The sequence below is a fragment of the Cryobacterium sp. N19 genome (assembly GCF_002929595.1).
GTDB classification, from domain to species: Bacteria; Actinomycetota; Actinomycetes; order Actinomycetales; family Microbacteriaceae; genus Cryobacterium; species Cryobacterium flavum.
Map to the genome: position 1 here is coordinate 205,526 of NZ_PJJR01000054.1, position 22,630 is coordinate 228,155.

The 22,630-nt window shown below is 66.0% G+C and carries 18 protein-coding genes; 15 read left to right on the forward strand and 3 right to left on the reverse strand.

Going from position 1 to position 22,630, the window contains the following annotated elements; translation table 11 throughout:
• The first annotated feature begins 62 nt into the window (after window positions 1–62).
• Complete coding sequence (locus CXY78_RS19120) at window positions 63–1,433, forward strand: class II 3-deoxy-7-phosphoheptulonate synthase (protein ID WP_092339752.1); 1,371 nt, start codon at window positions 63–65, stop codon at window positions 1,431–1,433.
• A 626-nt stretch (window positions 1,434–2,059) separates the two neighbouring features.
• Here CXY78_RS19120 and pknB read toward each other — a convergent pair.
• Together pknB and CXY78_RS19130 are read right to left on the reverse strand one after the other, a co-directional pair.
• Window positions 2,060–4,021, reverse strand: coding sequence for a Stk1 family PASTA domain-containing Ser/Thr kinase (gene pknB / locus CXY78_RS19125; RefSeq protein ID WP_104090718.1), 1,962 nt, complete (start codon window positions 4,019–4,021; stop codon window positions 2,060–2,062).
• Between the two features lie 82 nt (window positions 4,022–4,103).
• Window positions 4,104–5,420, reverse strand: a complete 1,317-nt coding sequence (locus tag CXY78_RS19130; RefSeq protein ID WP_104090719.1) for a LysM domain-containing protein — start codon at window positions 5,418–5,420, stop codon at window positions 4,104–4,106.
• A gap of 209 nt (window positions 5,421–5,629) precedes the next feature.
• Between CXY78_RS19130 and CXY78_RS19135 the strand changes: the two genes are divergently transcribed.
• Window positions 5,630–5,962, forward strand: a complete 333-nt coding sequence (locus CXY78_RS19135; protein ID WP_369827365.1) for an Rv2175c family DNA-binding protein — start codon at window positions 5,630–5,632, stop codon at window positions 5,960–5,962.
• Between the two features lie 44 nt (window positions 5,963–6,006).
• Here the strand turns inward: CXY78_RS19135 and CXY78_RS19140 are convergent, their stop codons facing one another.
• A complete protein-coding gene (locus CXY78_RS19140) occupies window positions 6,007–7,185 on the reverse strand; it encodes a polyprenyl synthetase family protein (protein WP_104090721.1) in 1,179 nt (392 codons plus the stop codon).
• A 119-nt stretch (window positions 7,186–7,304) separates the two neighbouring features.
• On the opposite strand from CXY78_RS19140, the gene CXY78_RS19145 reads away from it, so the two are divergent.
• The 13 genes from CXY78_RS19145 to CXY78_RS19205 all read left to right on the forward strand — a co-directional run bounded on the left by CXY78_RS19145 (window position 7,305) and on the right by CXY78_RS19205 (window position 22,561).
• Window positions 7,305–7,682, forward strand: coding sequence for a DUF3040 domain-containing protein (locus CXY78_RS19145; protein WP_092339756.1), 378 nt, complete (start codon window positions 7,305–7,307; stop codon window positions 7,680–7,682).
• 276 nt (window positions 7,683–7,958) lie between these two features.
• Complete coding sequence (mraZ, locus tag CXY78_RS19150; protein WP_092339873.1) at window positions 7,959–8,390, forward strand: division/cell wall cluster transcriptional repressor MraZ; 432 nt, start codon at window positions 7,959–7,961, stop codon at window positions 8,388–8,390.
• Between the two features lie 98 nt (window positions 8,391–8,488).
• A complete protein-coding gene (gene rsmH / locus CXY78_RS19155) occupies window positions 8,489–9,460 on the forward strand; it encodes a 16S rRNA (cytosine(1402)-N(4))-methyltransferase RsmH (protein ID WP_104090722.1) in 972 nt (323 codons plus the stop codon).
• Entirely contained in the window at window positions 9,457–10,023 is a 567-nt protein-coding gene (locus CXY78_RS19160) for a hypothetical protein (RefSeq protein WP_092339758.1), read from the forward strand. Before rsmH ends, CXY78_RS19160 begins: the two co-directional genes overlap by 4 nt.
• Before the next feature lie 27 nt (window positions 10,024–10,050).
• Window positions 10,051–11,868, forward strand: coding sequence for a penicillin-binding protein 2 (locus tag CXY78_RS19165; RefSeq protein ID WP_092339759.1), 1,818 nt, complete (start codon window positions 10,051–10,053; stop codon window positions 11,866–11,868).
• Window positions 11,869–11,883: 15 nt separating this feature from the next.
• Window positions 11,884–13,428: a Mur ligase family protein gene (locus CXY78_RS19170; protein WP_104090724.1), complete on the forward strand. Its 1,545-nt coding sequence runs from the start codon at window positions 11,884–11,886 to the stop codon at window positions 13,426–13,428.
• Window positions 13,429–14,838 (forward strand): UDP-N-acetylmuramoyl-tripeptide--D-alanyl-D-alanine ligase, encoded by a 1,410-nt coding sequence (murF, locus tag CXY78_RS19175; RefSeq protein WP_092339761.1) that lies wholly within the window; start codon window positions 13,429–13,431, stop codon window positions 14,836–14,838.
• Entirely contained in the window at window positions 14,835–15,926 is a 1,092-nt protein-coding gene (mraY, locus tag CXY78_RS19180) for a phospho-N-acetylmuramoyl-pentapeptide-transferase (RefSeq protein WP_092339762.1), read from the forward strand. Before murF ends, mraY begins: the two co-directional genes overlap by 4 nt.
• Window positions 15,926–17,410 (forward strand): UDP-N-acetylmuramoyl-L-alanine--D-glutamate ligase, encoded by a 1,485-nt coding sequence (murD, locus tag CXY78_RS19185; RefSeq protein WP_092339763.1) that lies wholly within the window; start codon window positions 15,926–15,928, stop codon window positions 17,408–17,410. The genes mraY and murD overlap by 1 nt, the downstream gene beginning before the upstream one ends.
• 5 nt (window positions 17,411–17,415) lie before the next feature.
• The gene (ftsW, locus tag CXY78_RS19190) at window positions 17,416–18,801 is read left to right on the forward strand and encodes a putative lipid II flippase FtsW (RefSeq protein WP_104090725.1); all 1,386 of its coding nucleotides are present in this window, start codon (window positions 17,416–17,418) and stop codon (window positions 18,799–18,801) included.
• The gene (locus tag CXY78_RS19195; protein ID WP_104090727.1) at window positions 18,798–19,889 is read left to right on the forward strand and encodes a glycosyltransferase; all 1,092 of its coding nucleotides are present in this window, start codon (window positions 18,798–18,800) and stop codon (window positions 19,887–19,889) included. Before ftsW ends, CXY78_RS19195 begins: the two co-directional genes overlap by 4 nt.
• 61 nt (window positions 19,890–19,950) lie before the next feature.
• Window positions 19,951–21,372, forward strand: a complete 1,422-nt coding sequence (murC, locus tag CXY78_RS19200; RefSeq protein WP_104090729.1) for a UDP-N-acetylmuramate--L-alanine ligase — start codon at window positions 19,951–19,953, stop codon at window positions 21,370–21,372.
• A 292-nt stretch (window positions 21,373–21,664) separates the two neighbouring features.
• Window positions 21,665–22,561, forward strand: a complete 897-nt coding sequence (locus CXY78_RS19205; RefSeq protein WP_233206243.1) for an FtsQ-type POTRA domain-containing protein — start codon at window positions 21,665–21,667, stop codon at window positions 22,559–22,561.
• The last annotated feature ends 69 nt before the right edge of the window (window positions 22,562–22,630 follow it).

The following is a 22,630-nucleotide window of genomic DNA, read 5'->3' on the forward strand; positions in this document are numbered from 1 at the left end:
CACCTCATCCATTTCGGTTCGGTGCGCGTCACCGGTCCAGTACAGAAAACAGGAACTATCCCGTGGTAGACCCCACCGAGCCCATTGTTGCCGCAGAAGCCTCTGTCATCACGGGTCTGGACCACTGGCGCACCCTACCGATCAAGCAGCAGCCGACCTGGCCCGACGCGGCCAAGGTGGCTGCGGCATCCGCTGAACTGGCGACGCAGCCGCCGCTGGTCTTCGCCGGTGAGGTCGACATTCTGCGCGACCGGCTCGCTCAGGCGGCCGGCGGGCAGGGTTTCCTGCTGCAGGGCGGCGACTGCGCCGAGACGTTCAGCGGGGCCACGGCCGATCAGATTCGCAACCGGGTCAAGACCGTGCTGCAGATGGCCGTCGTGCTCACCTACGGTGCGTCGATGCCGGTGATCAAGATGGGGCGCATGGCCGGCCAGTTCGCCAAGCCCCGCTCGAGCGACTTCGAAACCCGCGGCGACGTGACGCTGCCGGCGTACCGCGGCGATATCGTCAACGGCTACCCGTTCACGCCCGAGTCGCGCGAGGCCGACCCGGACCGGCTCGTCAAGGCCTACCACACGTCGGCGTCGACCCTCAATCTGATTCGTGCGTTCACGCAGGGTGGCTTCGCCGACCTGCGTCAGGTGCACAGCTGGAATCAGGGCTTCGCCGCCAACCCGGCCAACCAGCAGTACGAGAAGGTGGCCAAGGAGATTGACCGCGCGATCAAATTCATGATCGCCTGCGGCGCCGACTTCGAGGCGATGCGCCGAACGGAGTTCTACACCAGCCACGAGGGCCTGCTGATGGACTACGAGCGCCCGATGACCCGCATCGACTCCCGCACCGGAACGCCGTACAACACCTCTGCCCACTTCATCTGGATCGGGGAGCGTACCCGCGACCTCGACGGCGCGCACGTGGACTTTTTGTCACGGGTACGCAACCCGATCGGTGTCAAGCTCGGCCCGGCCACCTCGGCCGACGACATGCTGCGCCTGGTCGACAAGCTCGACCCGAACCGCGAACCCGGTCGCCTGACCTTCATCACGCGCATGGGTTCCGGCAAGATTCGGGACGCCCTGCCGCCGCTGCTCGAAGCCATCAAGGCGAGCGAGGCGACACCGCTGTGGGTGACTGACCCGATGCACGGCAACGGTGTCACCACACCGACCGGCTACAAGACCCGTCGGTTCGATGACGTCGTCGACGAGGTCAAGGGCTTCTTCGAGGCACACCGCGCCGTCGGCACGCACCCGGGCGGAATTCACGTGGAGCTCACCGGCGACGACGTCACCGAGTGCCTCGGCGGGTCGGAGCACATCGACGAGGCCGCCCTGGCGACCCGCTACGAGTCGCTCTGCGACCCGCGCCTGAACCACATGCAGTCCCTGGAACTGGCCTTCCTGGTGGCCGAGGAGCTGGCCGCCCGCTAGCCCCGCCCGCCCCATTCTCTGGACGGGGCCCAGGCCCCGTCCCCGGGCCCAGCTTATAAACTGGGCCCGTGGCCATAAGGTGGGCCCGGTGAGCGGATGCGGCGAGTTGCGTCGTTCCGCCCGGAACGTTCACGAGGCGGCCAGCACAAGGAGGCGGGTCATCCGCTCCTCGCTCAAACATTGCGATGTTCCGGTGGCCTTGCGCGTGTTTCGACAGGCTCAACAGCCAGCGTGCGCAAGGCCGCCGAAACACCGCAAAACTCGCAACCCCGCGGACAACCCGCCTCCGCCGCTTCCCCGAAGCCGCTCTGAAGCCACGGATTTGATCGAGCCGTGAGTTTTCGAGGTGGGGCATCGTCGAGGTGTGAGTTTTGAACGATTCAACGGCCGAAATCGGGCTAAGACTCACACCTCGGTGACCAAAACTCACGGGTCGGTGAGCGGATGCCGACCCCGACCACCTGCACCCCTTTGACGACGTCATTTGCCCCGGAAGGATTGGGGCCATGTGGCCTCGTATTTGGCTGCTCTTCGCATTGGATTTGGCCCGCCCCCACGAATATGAATGCGGTCACCGCATCTGTGGGTGGAGCCAGCCAGCTTCCAAGTGAGTTCCGGGCCCAGACCTACGGGCTTATTGCAATCTTGCTTCCCTTTGCGACGGACGTACCGGCTACCGGGTCAGTCGCTGAAATCTTCAGCAACAGTCCGACGGCATCGAGTCGGATGTCATACATCAATTCGAAGCCGAGCGCAGTCAGCGCAGCCTTGCCGTCGCTCCAGGACATCCCCACGACATTGGGCACAATGACCGGCTCAGGACCCTTCGAAATCACCAGGGTGATCGTGGCACCCTCACGTAGCGTCCCCTCCGGAATCTGCGACGTGACCACGTCACCCTCAGCGACCGTGTCGTTGTAGGTCTGCTCTCCCGACACCACGAGCAGGTTCTTGCCGACCAGGATGTCGGTGGCCTCGGCAACCGTCTTGCCGTCGACATTCGGAATGGCGCCGAGCGACACGACCAGGTTCACGGTCAGGCCTTCAAAGTATTCACCGCCGGCCGAGACATCGGCGCCGTCAGATTCCTTGCTCGCCGAGATGACCGAACCCTCCGCCACCTCACCATCGAAGACCGGGTCCACAGCGCCGACGACGGCTTTCAGATCCGTAATCGCAGCGGATGCCGCCTCCTGTGTCAAACCCGCCAGCGCGGGCAGCGTGATGGGCTGCAGCCCCTGGGAGACGATGACCGTGACCGTGCTGTCCTTGGGGACGCGACTGCCGGCATCCGGATCGGTGCCGATGACGAGCCCTTCGGCGATAGTGGCGCTGAAAGCACCCGCCAGCTCGGGTTTGAGGCCGAGCTTGGTCAGCTGCGCGGACGCAGCCTCGGGGGAGGCCGCCGCGAAGTCGGGCACGGACACGTCAGAGCCCGGGCCGGAGCCGAAATACCAGCCCGTTCCGCCGAGCGCGGCGGCGAGAAGAATCACCAGGGCGAACAACCAGAAGCCGCGACGCTTGCGCTTGTCGGCCTTCTTGCTGAGCAGGTCGCCGCTGTCCGGCGGACCGACCGGGGCGGTGCCGGCCGGGTGAAGGCCCAGCAGGGTCGCGGCGGGAGGTTTTGTGGGAGCGAGCTTGGCGCCGAGCACCTGGGTTTCGGCGTCCGCTACCGCGTTCGCCCCGGTGCGCAGGCTGGCGGGCAGCACCATAGTCGACTGCAGGGCCAGTTCCTGGGTACCGCCGCGCACGAGCGCGCTCACATCGTGCAGCTGGTCGAGCATGACCCTGGCGTCACGGGGACGGTCCTCCGGATCGCGCGCGGTAGCCCAGAGTACGAGCTCGTCGAGCTCGTGCGGAACCGAGGCGACCTTACTGCTCGGCATCGGAACTGTGTCGTTGGCGTGCTGGTAGGCGATCTGCATCGGAGCTTCGCCCACATAAGGCTGCTCGCCGGTGAGCATCTCGAAGGTCATGATGCCGAGCGCATAGATGTCGCTGCGGGCGTCGGCGATGCCCCGGGTGACGAGTTCGGGGGAGAGGTAGGCGATGGTGCCGAGCAGGGCCTGGCCGGTCGCGGTGTTGTTGTTGACCGCGCGCGCCAGCCCGAAGTCGCTGATCTTGATACGGCCGTCGTCAGCCAGCAGCACGTTCTCGGGTTTGACGTCGCGGTGCACGATGCCGGCCTTGTGTGCGGCGGCCAGGCCGCTGAGCACGGCTTCGAGAATGTCGAGGGTCTGCTCCGGGGTAAGCCGGCCATAATCCTTGAGCAGGTCGCGCAGGGTGATGCCGGGCAGATATTCCATGACGAGGTAGGCCATGTCGGCGTCCTGGCCCTGGTCGAAGACGTTCACAACGTTAGGGTGGGCCAAGCGGGCGGCCGAGCGCGCCTCCTGGATGAACCGAATCTTGAAGGCGCTGTCATCGGCGAGATGGCCGTGCATGATCTTGATCGCGACCCGGCGCTCGAGGCGCAGATCGGTGGCGAGGTACACCGTGGCCATGCCCCCGCGTGCAATTCGCGAGCGCACTTGATACCGGCCGTCAATAAGACGGCCAATCATCGGGTCGGTCGAGGGAACGCTCACTCCTTGATTCTACGGAATTCGGCGACGGCACCACTGCACGGCGCGCAGGGGCGCGGCATGCAGGTCGGGACCGGCCGCCCGGCTAGCCGAGCTGGTTGAGCCAGGCCTGCGCTGACGCCTCCCACTTGGCGTAATAGTCGGGGTAGGCCGAGATCTGCACGGCCTGCGCCGACTGGGTCACGGTCATCGATTCCCAGCCCGCGATGTCGAGCAGACCGCGGGTCACGTTCGGGTTCGGGTTGCTCGCGCCACCGAAAAAGGCGAGGCTGGCCCGCACCGGGTCCATGACTTGTTCCGGGGTACCCCAGCCGGCACTCGGCCGCTGCTGGAACAGACCGAGCGAGTCCCGGTCGCCGTAGTCCACGTTGCGCAGCCCGGATTCCTGGGCGGCCGCCGCCAGCGCCACAACGAGACCGGCATTGCTCACGCCGGCGCCCCGCCCGACCGAAACAATCGTCTGCGCGTTCTGTCGCATCTCCTCCGACATGGGCGTGACCACCCCGGACGTCGCCACCGGGAAAGTGACCGCCACGGATGCCGGCGCCACCGTGATCGGCAGGGTCAAAACCTGTCCGGGATAGATGATGCTTGACCAGCCGAGGCCATTGGCGTCGAGCACAGCCTGCACGCTGACCCCGGCCGCGTTGGCCACGGCGGTGATGGTCTCGCCCGACGCGATGGTGTGGGTCGTTGCTGCGGCAATCTCGGCGACCGGCTCGACGTAGGCGGCCGGTTCCAACACTGGTGCTGCGGCGAGCACAATGACCTGGCCGGGGTAGATGACGCTGGCCCCGGTCAAGCCGTTGGCCCCCAGAACGTCAGCGGTCTTCAGCCCGTGCGCGGCGGCGATACCGCTGATGGTGTCGCCGCTCTGCACCGAGTAGCTGGCAGCGGATGCGGCCGGCGCGGCCACGACGGCGGCCGGCGCCGCCGCCTGGGTCAGGGTCAAAACCTGGCCCGGAAAGATCAGGGCCCGGGAATCGAGACCATTCTGCGCCAGCACGGCCGCCGTCGACAGGCCGAACCGGGCGGCAATTCCGCTCACCGTGTCACCGTCAACGACCGAATACTGGGCGGGCGCAACCTGAACGGCGGCTGCCACCGCGGTCACCGATAGAACGGGAGTGGCCTCGGCGAGCTTCGACTTGAGCGGCTTCTTAGCCAGGGCCTGAGCCTGGGCCGGCGCCGCCAGGTTAAGGCTGATCGCGAGCGTGCTGACCAGCACGATCGGCACGGTCAGCAATGCCGAGCGGGAATGCGAGTCACCGGGCTTCTTCGCCCGCCGCTTCGCAGCAGCGTCACTGCCCGAGAAGGCCACGCCAACCGTCTCGGGAACGGTCGCGTTTCGTGCGGCGGACGCCGCGGCATCCGTCGTATTCGTTTTCACCTTGGTCGACATGGTGCTCCGTTCATTGTGCGCACGCGCGCTACCCGTACAGCAAGTTCGTACAGCATCGTCTCGAATGCAGCAATCCCCACTGCGAGGTTTTCACAATTATGAGGGGGAGTCAATTGAATGGGCGACATGAAATGGCCGGTTCGCGAGGAAAAAGTGCCCGAAGGTTTTGCCTCGGACCCAAATCATGGGAAGCTAAAAGAGTGAGTGATGTGTCTTCAGAGCCCGAGTGGCTTACTATTCCTGCCCTAGTCAACCTGCTCGGAATGAGCCAGAGCCGCGTGCGGCACCTGATCGACGACAAGTACCTGCTGGCCATCCGGCGGGACAACGTTGTGTCGGTTCCTTCCCTGTTTCTGCGTGACGGCGCTCCCGTTCCCGAACTTCGCGGCACGCTGTTCGTGCTGGCCGACGACGGCTTCACCGACATGCAGGCCATGACCTGGCTGCTTGAGGTCGACGACAGCCTGGGCGTGCCCCCGATCGAAGCCCTTCGGGCCGGTCGCAAGGCCGAGGTGCGTCGCGTCGCCCAGGCACTCGCCTAACCGGGCACTCGCCCGGACCGGCCGGGCGCCGGCCGAACTGCCCCTCAGAACGCCCGGCGTGTCACCCGATCGGTCAGGTCCAGCAGCTTCTGCCTGGCCCCGGCGCTGATCGGCGCGGTCTCGAGCGCCGCGACAGCCTCAGCCACCTGAGCTTCGATGAGCGCCTCGACCCGGTCGACGGCACCGCTGGCGCTGATGAGTTGCTGCAAGGCGCGAATCTGGGCGGTATTGAGCGTGGGGTTGCCGAGCTGGGCGTCGAGCGATGCTCGGTCGGCGTCGCTCAGACGTTCCCGCGCCAGCGCGATCAACACCGTGCGCTTGCCCTCGGTCAGGTCGTCGCCACTCGGCTTGCCGGTCACGGCGGCGTCGCCGAACACGCCGAGCAGGTCGTCGCGAAGCTGGTAGGCCATACCAAGCGGCAGGCCGAAGGCACGCAGCGAGTTCAGTTGCGTGGCCGAGGCTCCGGCCAGGGCCGCTCCGATCACCAGCGGGGCCTGAACGCTGTACTTGGCTGACTTGTAGACGATCACGCGCAGTGCCCGATCGAGCAACTCGGCTTCCGGCTGGGCCAGCCAAGCGCGCTCCTCGAGAATGTCCAGGTATTGCCCGGCCGTGACCTCAGTGCGCATGAAGTTGAATTCGAGCCTGGCGCGCCGTGCCGAAGCCCGATCGGCCAGCTCGTCCAGCCCCTCGTCGAGCAGCTCATCGCTCCAGCCCAGAAGTAGATCGCCGAGCAGAATCGCCGACGCCCGACCATACGAGGCGGAGTCGCCAGCCCAACCCTCTCGCTCGTGCAAACTTTCGAACAGCTTGTGGGCGCTCGGAGCTCCGCGACGGGTGTCTGAGTTGTCGATGATGTCGTCGTGCACGAGTGCCGCGGCGTGAAAAATCTCCAGCGCGCTGGCGGCCGAAACCACCGCGGCCAGGCCGCCTGCGGCGGGTACCGGGGCAGCGGATGCCGCGGCCTCGTCGTCCGCACTGACTGACGGCTGGATGGCCGTTGGCTGGCCCGATTCGGGGCCGGAATCCTGCGGCAGAACGCTCCGCGCACCCCAGTAACAAAACTGGGCTCGAAACCGCTTTCCACCGCTGAGAAACTGCCGTGAGTAGTCGATTAGAGGAGTCAAATCGGAGCTGATCAGGGTCACAATTGGTTCGCGGGACATGAGGTACTCGTCGATGCGAGATTGAACCAAGTCGACCAGGCGTTTGCTTTCAGGCACCCGTATAGCCTAGCCATCCTGGCGGGGCTAGAATGAGATAATTCGAACCGGGTCATTCGATTCTGGTCGGTTCGAATTAGTCTACCCACCCGCTCGATCCCGTAACTGGAGGGAATGAGATGCCGCTTTCGGAACAGGAGCAGCGACTCCTTGAAGAGATGGAGCGCAGCCTCTATCACAACGATGCCGACTTTGTCGCCAGCGTTGGAGTGTCCAGGCTTCGCCCGAACTATCGTTCCATCGCGATCGGCGTACTGCTCGCCGTCGCCGGCATTGTCGCTCTCATCGCGGGTGTAGCCATTGCGCAGTTGTGGCTCGGCATTCTCGGCTTCATCGTTATGTTCGGCGGTGTGCTGATCGCCGTGACGCCCGGCAAGGCCATTCGTTCGATGCCCGGACCATCGTCACCCGGTCGCCGTCCGGCGCAGGCCAAGTCCAACCAGGGTTTCATGGAACGATTGAACGACCGGTGGGACCGTCGCCAGGATGGTCAGTAGCGGCTACTCGCGCTAACCTCCACCGGGCACCCATAACTCAATAAATCGCTGCGCTGTAGGGCCGATCATCTGATCGGCCCTTTTTTTGTGCCCAAAAGCGGGTCGAAAGCATCCGTTCTTAGAACTGTCGCTCCATTTCCCTCCACTGTTAGTCCCCAGTGATTTCGGGCAAATTTGGCGATCAATTCTGAAAATTGGCGTAAAAACCTAGGTTAGTGGTTGAAGGTGGAGTAAAGTGGAGCCACACCTGAATCTGGCCGGAAGAAAGGGGTGAGCGTGTTCCTTGGCACCTACGCCCCCCGGCTCGACGAAAAAGGTCGCATTATTCTTCCCGCGAAGTTTCGGGAAGAGCTCTCCACCGGTGTGGTGATGACGCGGGGGCAGGAACACTGCATCTACGTGTTCAGCACCCGCGAATTCGAAACCCTGCACGACAAGATCCGCCAGGCGCCGGTCACGAGCAAGCAGGCTCGCGACTACCTCCGGGTGTTCCTGTCGGGCGCAAGTTCGGAAACACCCGACAAACAAAACCGCGTCACCATCCCCGGCAACCTCCGCAGCTATGCGGGGCTTGACCGGGAACTGACCGTCATCGGTGCTGGCAGCCGAGTCGAGATTTGGGACAGCGAAGCGTGGGCCACCTACCTCGCCGAGCAGGAAACCTCGTACGCCAACACGACGGAGGAGGTGATTCCGGGACTTTTCTAGCCCTTGGCGCCTGACTCCCAGCCGTTTTGCCCTGACACACTTCCCCGGTGCCAGGACGAAATGGAGGGGAATCAGACCTCACGGACTAGCCCGGCATTATGGCCAGTAACGAAATCCCCAGCAATGAAATCCACACCCCGGTGCTGCTCGAACGCTGCGTCGAGCTGCTCGCTCCGGCACTCACAAAGCCCGGCGCCGTGCTCGTCGACGCCACACTCGGCATGGGCGGCCACGCCGAAGCGATCCTCTCGCGCTTTCCGGAACTAACCCTGGTCGGCCTCGACCGCGACACCGAGGCCCTCGCTATTGCCGAAGAGCGCCTCAAGGGATTCGCAGGCCGGGTGCACCTCGTACACACCGTCTACGACGGTATCGGCGACGCGCTCGACGGACTCGGTATCACCGAGGTCGCCGGCGTCCTCTTCGACCTCGGCGTCTCCAGCCTGCAGATCGACCGCGTCGAACGCGGTTTCTCCTACTCCAAGGATGCCCCGCTCGACATGCGCATGGACGGCACAGCCGGCCTCACCGCCGAGAGCATCCTCGCCGACTACAGCGAACGCGATCTCAAGCGCATTTTCCAGGACTACGGCGAAGAGAAACTCTCGGCCCGGTATGCCAAGGCCATCGTCGAAGCCCGCGAAACGATACCGTTCGTGCGGTCCGCGCAACTGGTCGACGTGATCACCAAGGCCACCCCGGTCGCCATCCAGCGTCTCGGCCACCCGGCCAAGCGCGTGTTCCAGGCGCTGCGCATCGAGGTCAATCAGGAACTGGCCGTGCTCGAACGGGCCATTCCGGCTGCGCTAGACCGCGTGCAGGTCGGTGGCCGCATCGTCGTCATGGCCTACCAGTCACTCGAAGACCGCATCGTCAAGCGGGCACTCGCCGCGGCATCCGGCTCCACCGCTCCGGCCGGGCTTCCGGTGGAACTGCCCGAACACAAGCCGCTGTTTACCCTCCTGCTCCGCGGTGCCGAACTGGCCTCCGACGAAGAAAAAGCACTCAACCCCCGCGCGACGCCGGTTCGGCTGCGCGCAGCTGAACGACTGAGAAGGGCCGCCGCATGAGCGACAACCTGGCACGCGTCGCCTTTTCCTTCGAACCTGAACCGTTCGAGACCAGCGCACCGGCACGGCGTGGGTTTCGACTGGTCTCGCCGACGCCGAGCCGCCGTGCCCGCCCGCGCATCTTCTACGCCCTCACCGCGGTAGCAGGCATGGCTGCCATCATGGTCGCCCAGCTGCTGCTGAGCGTCGGCATCTCCCAGGGCGCGTATGAAATCTCCAGCCTGCAGTCGAGTCAGTCGGAACTCGGCCGCACGGCCGCGAGCGTGAGCGAAGACCTCGTGCGGGTATCCTCCCCGCAGAGCCTCGCCGCCAACGCTGAGGGCCTCGGCATGGTCAGCAACTCCAACCCCGTCTACCTGCGCCTCTCTGACGGCGCTGTTTTGGGCGCTCCGGCCTCGGCGTCGGGCTCGCAGGCCGGAGCGGCCAGCCTTGTTCCCAACGCCCTGCTGAACGGCAGTACCCTGCTGTCACAGCTTCCGGCGGATCCGGCGGCCGCCGGTGCTGTTGCGATCACGAGCGCACCGGTAGTTCCTGCGGGACTCGCGGCGCCCACTACCCGATAGTTTCCGTGACTCGACCATGATGGGCAGATGAGCGTGCGCAATACCCGAAGCAGTAGTGCCCGAAACAACCCGACCAATTCGCGGTCCAGCCGTCGTCGCACGCTTGTCACCATCCTCGTGCTGTTCGCCGTCATCGCCGTGTTCCTGGTGCGCCTGGTCGATATCCAGGTCGTGCAGGCCGATTCGCTCACCAAAGACTCAGTAGGAAACCGCTCGGTCGGCCAGGTCGTCTACGGTTCCCGCGGCGAGATCGTCGACACCAACGGTGTCGTGCTGGCCGGAACGGTCATGCGGTACAACATCACCATGTCGCCCGTGAACGCGACGCCCTTCAAACGAACCGTCGACGGTAAGAAGGTCGAAATCTCGGTGGCCGACGCCGCCGCCGAAATCGGTGCCGCCACCGGCCAGACCGGCGACGCCATTCTGCTGACCATCTCCACCGCCCTCGAGGCAAACGCCGAGGCCAACTTCGCCTACATCGCTCAGAAAGTCGATGTCGACGTACTCCGTGCCGTGCAAAACCTGCACATTCCCTGGACCTACTCGGAGAACAGTCCCAGTCGGGTCTACCCGAACGGCGCCGTCGCCGGCAATATGCTCGGCTATCTTTCGGGGGAGGGCGTGCCGCAGGCCGGCCTCGAATCCGGGCAGCATGCCTGCCTGGCCTCGACCAACGGTAAGGAAACCTACGAAAAGGGTGCCGACGGCGTGCGCATCCCCGGCAGCAGCGTCACGAGCACCGCCGCCGTCGACGGCGGTGACGTCGTCACCACCATCGACTCCGACCTCCAGTGGTTCGTGCAGCAGACCCTCGCGGCCCGGGCGCAGGAAACCGGGGCGGCCTGGGCGACCGCTGTCGTGCTGGACGCCAAGACCGGCAAGCTCCTCGCCGTTGCCGATTACCCTTCGGTCGATCCGAACAACGTCGGCGGTACCGAGAACCCCGAAGACCGCGGCTCCCGGGCCTTCACCCAATCCTTCGAACCCGGCTCGACCTTCAAAGCGCTGACCGCGGCATCCGTTCTCGATTCCGGCGTCGCCACCCTGCAGACCGGAATCGTCGCGCCTTACCGGTATTTGCCGGCCAACGGCGCGAACATCAATGACAGCCATTCGCACCCGGACCAGAACATGACCCTCACCGGCGTGCTGATCGACTCGAGCAACACCGGCATGTCCAAGTTCGGTGAGAAACTCACCGACCAGCAGCGCTACGACTACATGAAGGCGTTCGGCGTTGGCACCCCGACTGAAACTGGCTTTCCGCGCGAAGACGGCGGAATTCTGCACCCGGTCGACGAGTGGGACAACCAGACCAGCTACGCGACCATGTTCGGACAGGGTCTGACAACGAGCGCGCTGCAGGTCGCGAGCATCTACCAGACCATCGCCAATGACGGTGTTCGCATGCCGGTACAGCTGGTCGAGGGCTGCCGTCAGGCTGATGGCACCATGACTAACGTGCCCGATGCCACCGGAACCCGGGTGCTGTCCGAGACGGCGGCGAACGAAACCAGCGACGTGCTCGAGATGGTGTACCAGAAGAGCTGGGTGCAGAGTAAGTGGAACATTCCGGGCTACCGCGTGGCCGCCAAGACCGGAACAGCGCAGATGCCGGACGGCAAGGGCGGGTACTCCAACGGGTATCTGGTGTCGGTGTCGGGCTTCGCACCGGCCGACGATCCACAGTATGTCGTCTCGGTCAACATCGCCGACCCTGTTAAACTGAATACGTCTGCCGCACCGGCTCCGGTCTTCCAGGAGATCATGAGCCAGGTGTTGAAAAAGTACCGGGCGGTTCCCTCGGGCGCGACTGCGCCTGACCTCCCTTCCACCTGGTAAGAAAGCGAGCCCTGCGTGTCTGAATTGGCGCCGTCGGCTCTCCGTCCCGAGCACCCCGTTCCGCGGTCCTTGTCGGGATTGGTTGCCGAATTTGATCTGGAACTACGTGGAGACATCGACGGTCTCGAAGTCACCGGAGTGAGCCTGAGTTCGCGCACGGTGCAACCAGGCGACCTCTACGTCGGCGTTGCCGGGGCACACCAGCACGGTGCCACCTTCGCCGCGGCGGCCGCTGAAGCCGGGGCTGTGGCTATTTTGACCGACGAGGCCGGAGCGCTGCTCGCCGCGGCCAGCGGCCTGCCGGTTTTGCTGACACCGGATGCCCGCGCCGCGCTCGGCGCCGTCGCCGCCTGGATCTACCGCACCGACGACAATCCCGCGACCCTGTTCGCCGTCACCGGCACCAACGGCAAGACCAGTGTGGTCTACCTGCTGTTCGGCATCCTGAACCAACTCGGCGTCGTCTCCGGACTCACCTCCACCGCCGAACGTCGTATCGGCGACCTCGCCGTCACGAGTTCGCTGACCACGCCCGAAGCCAGCGAACTGCACGCCCTGCTGGCCCGCATGAACGAGGCCGAAGTGCGCGCCGTCGGCATTGAAGTCTCGGCGCAGGCCCTCAGCCGCTACCGGGTCGACGGCCTCGTCTTCGATATCGCCGCATTCACCAACCTCAGCCACGACCACCTCGACGACTACGCCGCGATGGACGACTACTTCCAGGCCAAGCTCGAGCTATTCCAACCCGACCGCTCGCACCGCGGCGTGATCACCGTCGACACCGACTGGGGCCGCCGCGTCGCCGACGAATGCCGCATTCCGGTGACGACCATCACCAACCGGGCCGATGTAGACGCCGACTGGCGCATGACCGTGGTCGGTGAAACCGCGTCCCACACCGACTTCGTACTCGACGGTCCCGACGGTCGCCGCCTGCACACCCGGGTGCCGCTGCTCGGCTGGTACATGGCCGCCAACGCCGCCCTGGCCATCGTCATGCTGGTCGAGAGCGGATTCGACCTCGACGCGATCCAGCACACGCTGAACCGCGACGGCGGCATCGTCGCGTTCATCCCCGGGCGCGCCGAGCGCATCTCCGGCGACCTGGGCCCGCTCGTCTACATCGACTACGGACACAGCCCCGATGCGTTCCTGAACACCCTCGCGGCCCTGCGCAAGTTCACGCCGGGCAAGCTGATCATGCTGTTCGGCGCCGACGGTGACCGCGACACCACGAAACGCGCCGATATGGGCCGAATTGCAGCCCAGGGCAGCGATATCGTGGTCGTGACCGACTTTCACCCGCGATTTGAAGACGCCGCGAGCATCCGCGCCGTACTGCTGAAAGCAGCGCGCGACGCCGTGCCAGACGGCGAGTTCTACGAGGTGGCCAACCCCCGTACGGCATTCCGTACGGCGTTGTCACTCGCACACGAAGGAGACACCATTCTGTACGCCGGCCCAGGCCACGAGGACTACCACGAGGTACAAGGCGTGAAACTGCCGTATTCGGCCAGGGACGACTCCCGCCAGGCGCTCCGCGACGCTGGGTGGCTGTAAATGATCGCCCTCTCCCTGGCCGAGATCAGCCACGCCGTCGACGGTGCGCTGCACCTGACCGGCGCGGCCACCGCCGCTGACCTGATCGACGGATCGGTGCAGACCGACTCCCGCCTGATCGAACCCGGCTCGATCTTCGTCGCCAAGCCCGGCGCCGTCACCGACGGGCACGTGTTCGCGCCCGTCGCCGCCGCGCAGGGCGCCGCGCTGCTCATCGTGGAACGCCTGCTCGACCTGCCGGTCAGCCAGATCGTCGTCGCCGACGTCGTCGCCGCACTCGGTGCCCTCGCCTCCACGGTCGTCGCCCGCGTGCGCGCTGACGGAGCGCTCAAGATCGTGGCGGTCACCGGTTCCAACGGCAAGACCACGACCAAGAACCTGCTCCGCAGCATGCTCGAGCGGGTGGGCCCGACCGTCGCCCCGCGCGGCTCCTTCAACAACCAGGTCGGCGCGCCGATGACCATGCTCGAGGTGACCCCGGGCACGCGTTTCCTGGTGATCGAGATGGGTGCCAGCAGCGAGGGCGCCATCGCGCACCTCGTGCGTCTGGCGCGCCCCGACGTCGGCATCGTGCTCACCATCGGTCTCGCCCACGCCGGCGAGTTCGGCGACCTCGACGCCACCGTGCGCGCCAAATCCGAGATGGTCACCCACCTTCTTCCCACGGATGTCGCGGTGCTGAATGCCGACGATCCGCGCGTCGCGCAGATGCAGGCGATGACCCCGGCACGTGTCGTTCGCTTCGGCGAATATGGTCAGGTTGATGTGCGGGCGAGCGACCTGCACTCCGGACGGACCGGCACCACCTTCACCCTGCACCTGGCGAGCGGGCAGAGAGCACCGGTCACCTTCCCGGTGCTCGGGGAGCACCACGTGATGAACGCCCTCGCCGCGGCCGCCGCTGCGGAGGTGCTCGGGGTATCACTCGGTGATATCGTCGCCGCTCTCGAGGCAACCACCCGGGCCGAACGCTGGCGCATGGAGGTGCTCGGCGGCAAGGATGACGTCACCGTCATCAACGACGCTTACAACGCGAGCCCCGACTCCATGAGCGCAGCGCTCAAGACGCTCGCCCAGATCGGCACTCCGGGACGGCGCACCATCGCGGTGCTCGGCGAGATGGCCGAACTCGGTGCACTAGCCGGTGAAGAGCACGATCGCGTCGGACTGCTCGCCGTGCGCCTGAACATCTCCCAGATAATCGTGGTCGGCCCCGCCGCCCGCCGCATGCACATCAGTACCATCAACGAGGGGTCCTGGGACGGCGAATCGGCGTATGTCGACACGCCCGACGAAGCCTTCGAACTCGTGCGCACCAGCGTGAATCCGGGGGACACCGTGCTCGTGAAGTCATCCAACTCCGCGGGTCTGCGATTCCTCGGCGATCGACTGGGAGACTTGTTCTCGTGAGAGTCCTTCTGCTGTCCGGAGCGTTTTCGCTCGCGTTCACCCTGTTTCTGACCCCGCTGTTCATTCGTTTGTTCAAGAAGTTAGGCTGGGGTCAGTTCATTCGCGACGACGGCCCCAAGAGTCACCACGCCAAACGCGGCACCGCCACCATGGGTGGCATCATCATTATTCTGGGCGTGCTGATCAGCTATTTCACAGCCATGCTGATCGAACAACGACCGTTCACCCCGTCGCCGCTGCTCGTTCTGTTCATGATGGTGGGCCTCGGCCTGGTCGGTTTTCTCGATGACTTTCTGAAGACCCGCAACCAGCGCAGCCTCGGCCTCGGCGGCTGGTCGAAGGTACTCGGGCAGGTCATCGTGGCCGGCGCCTTCGGTGTGCTGTCGCTGCAGTTCGTCGACCGTAACGGCCAGACGCCTGCCTCGACCAGCATCTCGTTCATTCGCGACCTGCCGCTGGACTTCATGAAACTCGGCACCTTCATCGGTATCGCCGTGTTCCTGCTCTGGATCTGCCTGATCGTCGCCGCGACGTCGAACGGGGTCAACGTAGCCGACGGCCTCGACGGCCTCGCCACCGGGGCCTCCATTTTCGCCATCGGTTCCTTCGTCGTGATCGGGTTCTGGCAGTCCAACCAGAGCTGTTTTGGGGGAGCGGATGCCTCAGACCAGTTCAAGTGTTACCTCGGCCCCGACTCCTTCGACCTCGCCATCGTCTCGGCGACCATCGTCGGCGGGCTGATCGGGTTCCTCTGGTGGAACACCTCACCGGCCAAGATCTTCCTCGGCGACACCGGGTCGCTCGCCCTCGGTGGCGCGCTGGCCGCCCTTGCTATTCTCAGCCGCACCGAACTGCTCCTCGTGCTCATCGGCGGCCTCTTCGTGATGGAAGCCGGATCCGTGATCGTGCAGCGTGCGTACTTCAAAATCACCCACGGTAAACGCATCTTTTTGATGAGCCCGATCCATCACCATTTTGAACTCAAGGGCTGGGCCGAAGTCACGGTGGTCGTGCGGTTCTGGATCATCGGCGGCCTGCTCGTCGCCGCCGGCGTCGGGTCGTTCTACCTCGAGTGGCTGTCTCGCTAATGAGCGACGCTGATCGCCTGAACACACTCACCAGCTGGCACGCCGACTGGAAGGGCCTGCGCGTCGCCGTGCTCGGCCTCGGAGTGACCGGTTTCGCCGCCGCCGACACCCTCGCCGAACTCGGCGCCGACGTGCTCGTGCTCGCGTCGCCCGGCCCCGACGAACGATTCGACCTGCTCACGGTGCTCGGCGTGCCGTTCGTGCAGGCTGACCTGCGCGAGGTGCCCGCGGAACTCGCGGCGCAACATCCGCACGTGATCATCGTCTCGCCCGGCTTCCACCCCGACCACCCACTGCTGGTCTGGGCGCACGAGAACGGCGTGCCAGTTTGGGGCGACATCGAACTGGCCTGGCGGCTGCGCGACAAGGTCGGCTCGCCTGCCGAGTGGTTGCTCGTCACCGGCACCAACGGCAAGACCACCACCGTGCAGCTCACCGCCAGCATGCTCGCCGCCCACGGCAGCCGCGTCGCCCCCTGCGGCAATATTGGTGTGCCCGTGCTCGACGCCATCCGCGATCCCGCCGGCTGGGACGTGCTCGTCGTTGAGCTCTCCAGCTACCAGCTGCACCACCTGCCGTTGAGCGGTCCGGGCGCCCTGCGGCCCTGGGCAAGCCTCTGCCTGAACGTTGCCGACGACCACCTGGACTGGCACGGGTCGGCCGAGGCCTATCGAGCTGCCAAGGCCAAGGTCTACTCGAACACGGCTGTCGCCTGCGTCTACAACACAGCGGATGCCGCGACCCTCGCGATGGTGCAGGACGCCGACGTGCAGGACGGCGCCCGGGCCATCGGTATCGGCCTCGGCGTGCCCGGACCGAGCGAATTGGGCATCGTCGACGGCATCGTCTGCGACCGCGCTTTTCTCGAGGACCGGTTCGAACGCGCCCTGGAATTGACCACCGTGCCGCACCTGGTCGCGGCCGGACTCGGTGCGCCGCACGTGATCATGGATGTGCTTGCCGCGAGCGCCCTCGCGCGCTCGTACGGAGCCCTGCCGGCCACCATTCACACGGCGCTGGAAACCTTCCACCTCGACGCCCACCGCATCGAAACGGTCGCCATCGGCGACGGCGTCGAGTGGGTCGACGATTCCAAGGCCACCAACCCGCACGCCGCCGACGCCTCCCTGGCCGCGTACGAGTCGGTGGTCTGGCTGGTCGGCGGGCTGCTCAAGGGCGTGGATATCGACCAGCTCGTGCAGAAGCACGTCGGCCGGTTGCGCGGCGCGATCATCATCGGCGTGGACCGCCTGGCATTACGCCAGGCATTCGCGCGACACGCCCCCGACCTGACCGTGTATGAGATCGACCCGGACGACACTGAACTAGTCATGACGCGGGCTGTGCGGCTGGCCGCCGAACTCGCTCGGGCCGGTGACACGGTGCTGCTGGCACCGGCCGCCGCATCGATGGACCAATTCGAGAGCTATGTCGAACGCGGGCGACTTTTCAATCAGGCAGTACACGACTTTTTGGGTAGGTGACGCGGATGGTACAGGTGCCGCGTAACCCCTCCTCCCGCACCCGGCCGACCACGCAGGCGCAGGCGTCGGCCTCCGGCTCACGACCTGCTGCCGGTTCACGATCCACGCCCGGATCACGGCCGGCCTCCGGTTCCCGTGCCGCTGCGGGGCGCCCGCCCGGGGCACCCGAAAAACCGGCGGCATCGGACGGCCCGGGCGGACCACAGGTGCGGATCAACCTCGGGCGGGTGTTCAAGTCCGAGGGCGGCAACTACTTTCTGCTGCTCGGCACCACCCTGTTCCTGGTGATCTTCGGCCTCGTCATGGTGCTGTCGTCGTCGTCGGTGGACTCGTTTTTGGCCGACATGGGCTTCTTCGGCGGACTGCTGCGTCAGGGCATGTTCGCGCTGATCGGTATTCCGCTCATGCTCGTGGTCAGCCGACTGCCGCTCGCGTTCTGGCGGCGCGTGGCCTGGCCGGCGATGCTCATCACCTGCTTCTTTCAGTTTCTGGTGGTGGCTACCGGGCTCGGCCGCGGTACCGGCGGTAACACCAACTGGCTGAACATCTTCGGCATTCAGTTCCAGCCGTCCGAGGGCATCAAGGTGGCCCTGGTCATCTGGCTCGGTGTGATTCTATCGAAGAAACAGCACCAGCTCGACGACTGGAAGCACGTGTTCATTCCGGTGTTCGGGGTGGGTGGCGGCGCCGCTTTGCTCGTCATGATCGGCGGCGACCTCGGAACCACCATGATCATGGCCGGCATTCTGTTCGGCGCTCTGTTCTTCGCCGGCGTCAAATTGCGCCTGCTCGCCGTGCCCCTGCTGGTGGGAGTGGGTGGCGCTATCGTTCTGGCCATTGCCAGCCCCAACCGTCTGACCCGCATCATGAGCTTTCTCAACGAGGGCTGCACCGAGCTGAGCGGTGAGATCTCCTCGAGCTGCTGGCAACCGCTGCACGGCACCTGGGCGCTGGCCAGCGGCGGCGTCTTCGGCGTCGGCCTCGGCAACTCCAAGGCCAAATGGTCCTGGCTGCCAGCCGCCGACAACGACTACATCTTCGCCATCATCGGCGAAGAGCTCGGCCTGATCGGCTGCATAGTCGTGCTCGGCATGTTCATTCTGCTGGCCTTCGCCTTTCTGCGCGTCATGCGCACCGCCACGACCGTGCAGGCCAAGGTCTCCACGGCCGCCGCCATGGTCTGGATCATCGGCCAGGCTTTCGTCAACATCGGCGTGGTGCTCGGAGTGTTCCCCGTGTTGGGCGTACCGCTGCCGCTGATCTCGGCCGGTGGCACCGCTCTGCTCACCACCCTGGTCGCGATCGGCATCGTGCTCTCCTTTGCGCGCGGTGACCGCTCGAGCGAACCCCAGAACGATTTCACCGACTCCATTGAGGCTAACCGGGCATGACCACGTACCTTCTCGCGGGCGGCGGAACCGCCGGCCACGTCAACCCCCTGCTCGCCGTCGCCGACCGCATCCGTTTTCTTGAAGCGGATGCCACGGTGCTGGTTCTTGGAACCGCCGAGGGCCTCGAGGCTCGCCTGGTTCCCGCGCGCGGCTACGAACTCATCGTCGTTCCCCGGGTGCCGTTTCCGCGCCGCCCGAATCGGGCCGCCCTGCGCTTTCTGCCGCGCTTCAGCGCCGCCGTGCGACTGGTGAGAGACGTCATCCGCTCAAGGCACGTCGATGTCGTCGTCGGTTTTGGCGGGTACGTCTCCACACCGGCCTACCTCGCCGCCCGCCGTGCCGGGGTGCCGATCGTCATTCACGAGGCCAACGCCAGGCCCGGGCTGGCCAACAAACTCGGCGCTCGCTTCACCCGGCACGTCGGAGTCGCCTTCAGCGGCACGCCAATTCGGCACGCCCGGTTCGTGGGCATGCCGCTGCGGCCCGAAATCGAAGAACTCGACCGGGTGGAGGCGCGGCCCGCGGCGCTGGCATTTTTTGGCCTCGACCCGGAACGCCCCGTGCTGCTCGTCACCGGCGGGTCGCTCGGTGCTCGCACACTCAACGCCACAATGGTCGCCTCGGCGCGGGAGATCGCGGCCGCCGGCTGGCAGGTGCTGCACATCACCGGGTCGAAAGCCGAGGTCGCCGACCCCGAGCTGCCGGATTACCACCTGCTGGCGTACTGCGACCGCATGGATCTCGCCCTCGCCGCCGCCGATTTCGCCGTGACGCGCGCGGGCGCTGCCACGGTGAGCGAACTGTGTGCGCTCGGTATTCCGGCGGTCTACGTGCCGTATCCGGTCGGCAATGGTGAACAGCGTTTCAACGCCGCGCCCGTGCTGGCAGCGGGAGGGGGCGTGGTGATCGCTGATGCGGACTTCGTGCCGGCCTTCGTTCAGGGTGAGTTGGTGACTTTGTTGGGTGACCGGGCGCGGCTGGGCGTTATGGCGCGGGGGGCGGCATCCGTTGGTGCGCGTGATGGAACGGCCCGCATGCTCGACCTGGTGCAGGGCGCGCTCGCGCCCATCGGGCGTTCGCACGCGTAACGTAGTTCCCGCAGCATCTGTTTTAATTTGCCTCTAACTGCTATCGAGAAAGAGCACAACCGTGATCGCACCAGACCTCACTCTGACCATTCCCGACCAGCTCGGACGTGTGCACTTCGTGGGCATCGGGGGATCGGGCATGAGCGGTATTGCTCGTCTGTTTCTGGACCAGGGCTACACCGTCACCGGCTCAGACGCGAAGGACTCGCCCAACGTCACGGCGCTGCGCGATCTCGGTGCGACCGTGTTCATCGGGCACGAAGCGTCCAACGTCGGTGAGGCCGACACCCTCGTGGTCACCGGAGCGCTCTGGCAGGACAACCCCGAGTACGTGCTCGCCAATGAACGCGGCCTTCCGGTGCTGCACCGGGCGCAAGCCCTCGCCTGGCTCATTCGAGCGCACCGGCTCGTGGCGGTGGCCGGTGCGCACGGCAAGACCACCTCCACCGGCATGATCGTCACAGGTCTGCTCGGCCTCGGCCAGGACCCCAGCTTCGTCAACGGCGGCGTGATCGAATCGCTCGGAGTCAGTTCCGCCAGCGGCACCGACGACCTGTTCGTGGTCGAAGCCGACGAATCCGACGGCTCCTTTCTGCTGTACCACACGGCCGTCGCCCTGGTCACGAACGTCGATCCAGACCACCTCGACCACTACGGCTCCCTCGAAGCCTTCGAGGCCGCCTTCGTCGAATTCAGCCGCAACGCAACGGAGCTCGTCGTGATCTCCTCCGACGACGTCGGCGCGGTACGGGTCACCGGGGCCATCACCGCGGGCCTGAGCGCAGCGGATGCCGCCGCCCGCGTCATGACGTTCGGCGAGCACCCGGATTCCACCGTGCGCGTGCACTCCATCACCACGACGGGTCCGGTCAGCTTCAGCGTCTCCTGGCGTGGTCAGGATTACAACGCGACCCTGCGAATCCCCGGCAAGCACAACGCCATCAACGCGGCCGGCGCCTTCGCCGTGCTGGTCGGCCTCGGCTTCGACCCGGCGGCCAGCCTCGATGCCATCGCCGGGTTCGGCGGCACCCAGCGCCGGTTCGAGCTGCACGGAACGGTCGGCGGTGTCAGCGTCTACGACGACTACGCCCACCACCCGACCGAGGTGGCCGCAGCCCTCGCCGCCGCCCGCACCGTGGTCGGTGAGGGGCGCATCATCGCGGTCCACCAACCGCACCTGTACAGCCGCACCCGTCTGTTCGCGCGGGAATTCGCCGAGACCCTCGAAAGTTTCGCCGACCAGACCATCGTGCTCGGCATCTACGGCGCCCGCGAAGACCCGGAGCCCGGGGTCACCGGTGCGCTTGTCTCCGAACGATTCCGCGACCCGTCCCACGTCGCCTACGTGCCCGATTGGCAGGATGCCGCCGATTACCTTGCCAGCATCGCCCGCGACGGAGACTTCGTCGTGACCCTCGGCTGCGGCGATGTGAACCGCATCGTGCCCCAGCTGCTCGCCTCGCTCGAAAAAGTACGCGGATGAGGCGGCGGTGAGGCGGCCGGCCGGCTTCGACCGACCGAACGAGCCGCAGCCAGCGCGCCCGACCCCGACCGCGGCCCCGGCCGCGAAATCGCCGCGCGCCAAGCCGGCAGTGCAGCCACTCGCAGAATCTGACGACGCTCCGGCGTCAGCCCGACCGCCAAGGAAACGGGCTCCAGCGCCGACGAAACGGGCTCCAACGCCGGCGAAACCGAAGAAAACGCGCGGCGGCGTCGCAGCGCTCAAATCTACGCCGAAACCCTTTGATCCCTCCGACACTACGACGGAACCGATCGTGCTGGCCGGGGGAGGCGCATCCGCTTCGCGGGTCACGGTCAAACCGGTGCCGTCTGACTCGGCCCCGTCATCGGCACGGGCGGGCAGAAAGGCAGAATCGCTTGGAGAGGCCTCCGGCGGCACGCCCGGCGCCCGCGCGGCCCGGTCGGTGCTGCGGGCGGCCCAGCGCGCCCGCAAACGCTTCGAACGCGCCGAGGTGCGACGGTTCACCGGACGCACCCGGCGCCAGCGCACAGCGTGGATTCTCGGAGTCGGCTCGATCGTGCTTGCCTTCGGGCTCATCATCGGGGCGGCCTACTCACCGTTGATGGCCCTGCGCACGATCGAGGTCGTCGGCACCAGCCGGATTCCGGCGGCGGATGTGTCAGCGGCCCTCGCCGATCAGCTCGGCACCCCGCTGCCGCTCATCGACAGCGGCGTGGTCAAGGGCGAACTGTCGAAGTTCACGCTCATCCAGAGCTACGTCACGGAGAGTCGCCCGCCCGGCACACTCGTGGTGCGTATTGTCGAGCGGGTGCCGGTTGGCGTGCTGACCGGACCGACCGGATTCGACCTGGTCGATGCCGCCGGTGTCGTCATCGAGACGACGCCGGAACGCGCGGCAGGCTACCCGCTGATCGACGCGCCGGACGGCATCTCCAGCGCCGGGTTCAAGGCCGCTGCCGCGGTCCTCGCCGTGCTGCCGGAGAGCATTCGCACCCAGCTGGACTCGGTGACCGCGGTCACTACCGACGACGTCACCCTGAGCCTGCTCGGTGGCGAACGCGTGGTCTGGGGCAGCCCGGAAAAATCCGAGTACAAGGCCGTCGTGCTGGCCGCCCTGCTCGTGGGCCACCCAGCCGGCACCGTGAACGAATACGACGTCTCCTCGCCCGACAGCGCCGTGCTGCGCTGATTTTCGGCGTTCCGCCTCGCGACCGTGCCCGAAACGGATGCGCGCTACGGTAACCGCCGTAACGGCCAC

Excerpts from the sequence above, each read along its gene's own strand:
- murF (WP_092339761.1), top strand. The coding sequence starts at position 13,429 with ATGATCGCCCTCTCCCTGGCCGAGATCAGCCACGCCGTCGACGGTGCG.
- CXY78_RS19195 (WP_104090727.1), top strand. The coding sequence starts at position 18,798 with ATGACCACGTACCTTCTCGCGGGCGGCGGAACCGCCGGCCACGTCAAC.
- CXY78_RS19130 (WP_104090719.1), bottom strand. The coding sequence starts at position 5,420 with ATGTCGACCAAGGTGAAAACGAATACGACGGATGCCGCGGCGTCCGCC.
- CXY78_RS19165 (WP_092339759.1), top strand. The coding sequence starts at position 10,051 with ATGAGCGTGCGCAATACCCGAAGCAGTAGTGCCCGAAACAACCCGACC.
- CXY78_RS19145 (WP_092339756.1), top strand. The coding sequence starts at position 7,305 with ATGCCGCTTTCGGAACAGGAGCAGCGACTCCTTGAAGAGATGGAGCGC.
- murD (WP_092339763.1), top strand. The coding sequence starts at position 15,926 with ATGAGCGACGCTGATCGCCTGAACACACTCACCAGCTGGCACGCCGAC.
- ftsW (WP_104090725.1), top strand. The coding sequence starts at position 17,416 with ATGGTACAGGTGCCGCGTAACCCCTCCTCCCGCACCCGGCCGACCACG.
- CXY78_RS19160 (WP_092339758.1), top strand. The coding sequence starts at position 9,457 with ATGAGCGACAACCTGGCACGCGTCGCCTTTTCCTTCGAACCTGAACCG.
- rsmH (WP_104090722.1), top strand. The coding sequence starts at position 8,489 with ATGGCCAGTAACGAAATCCCCAGCAATGAAATCCACACCCCGGTGCTG.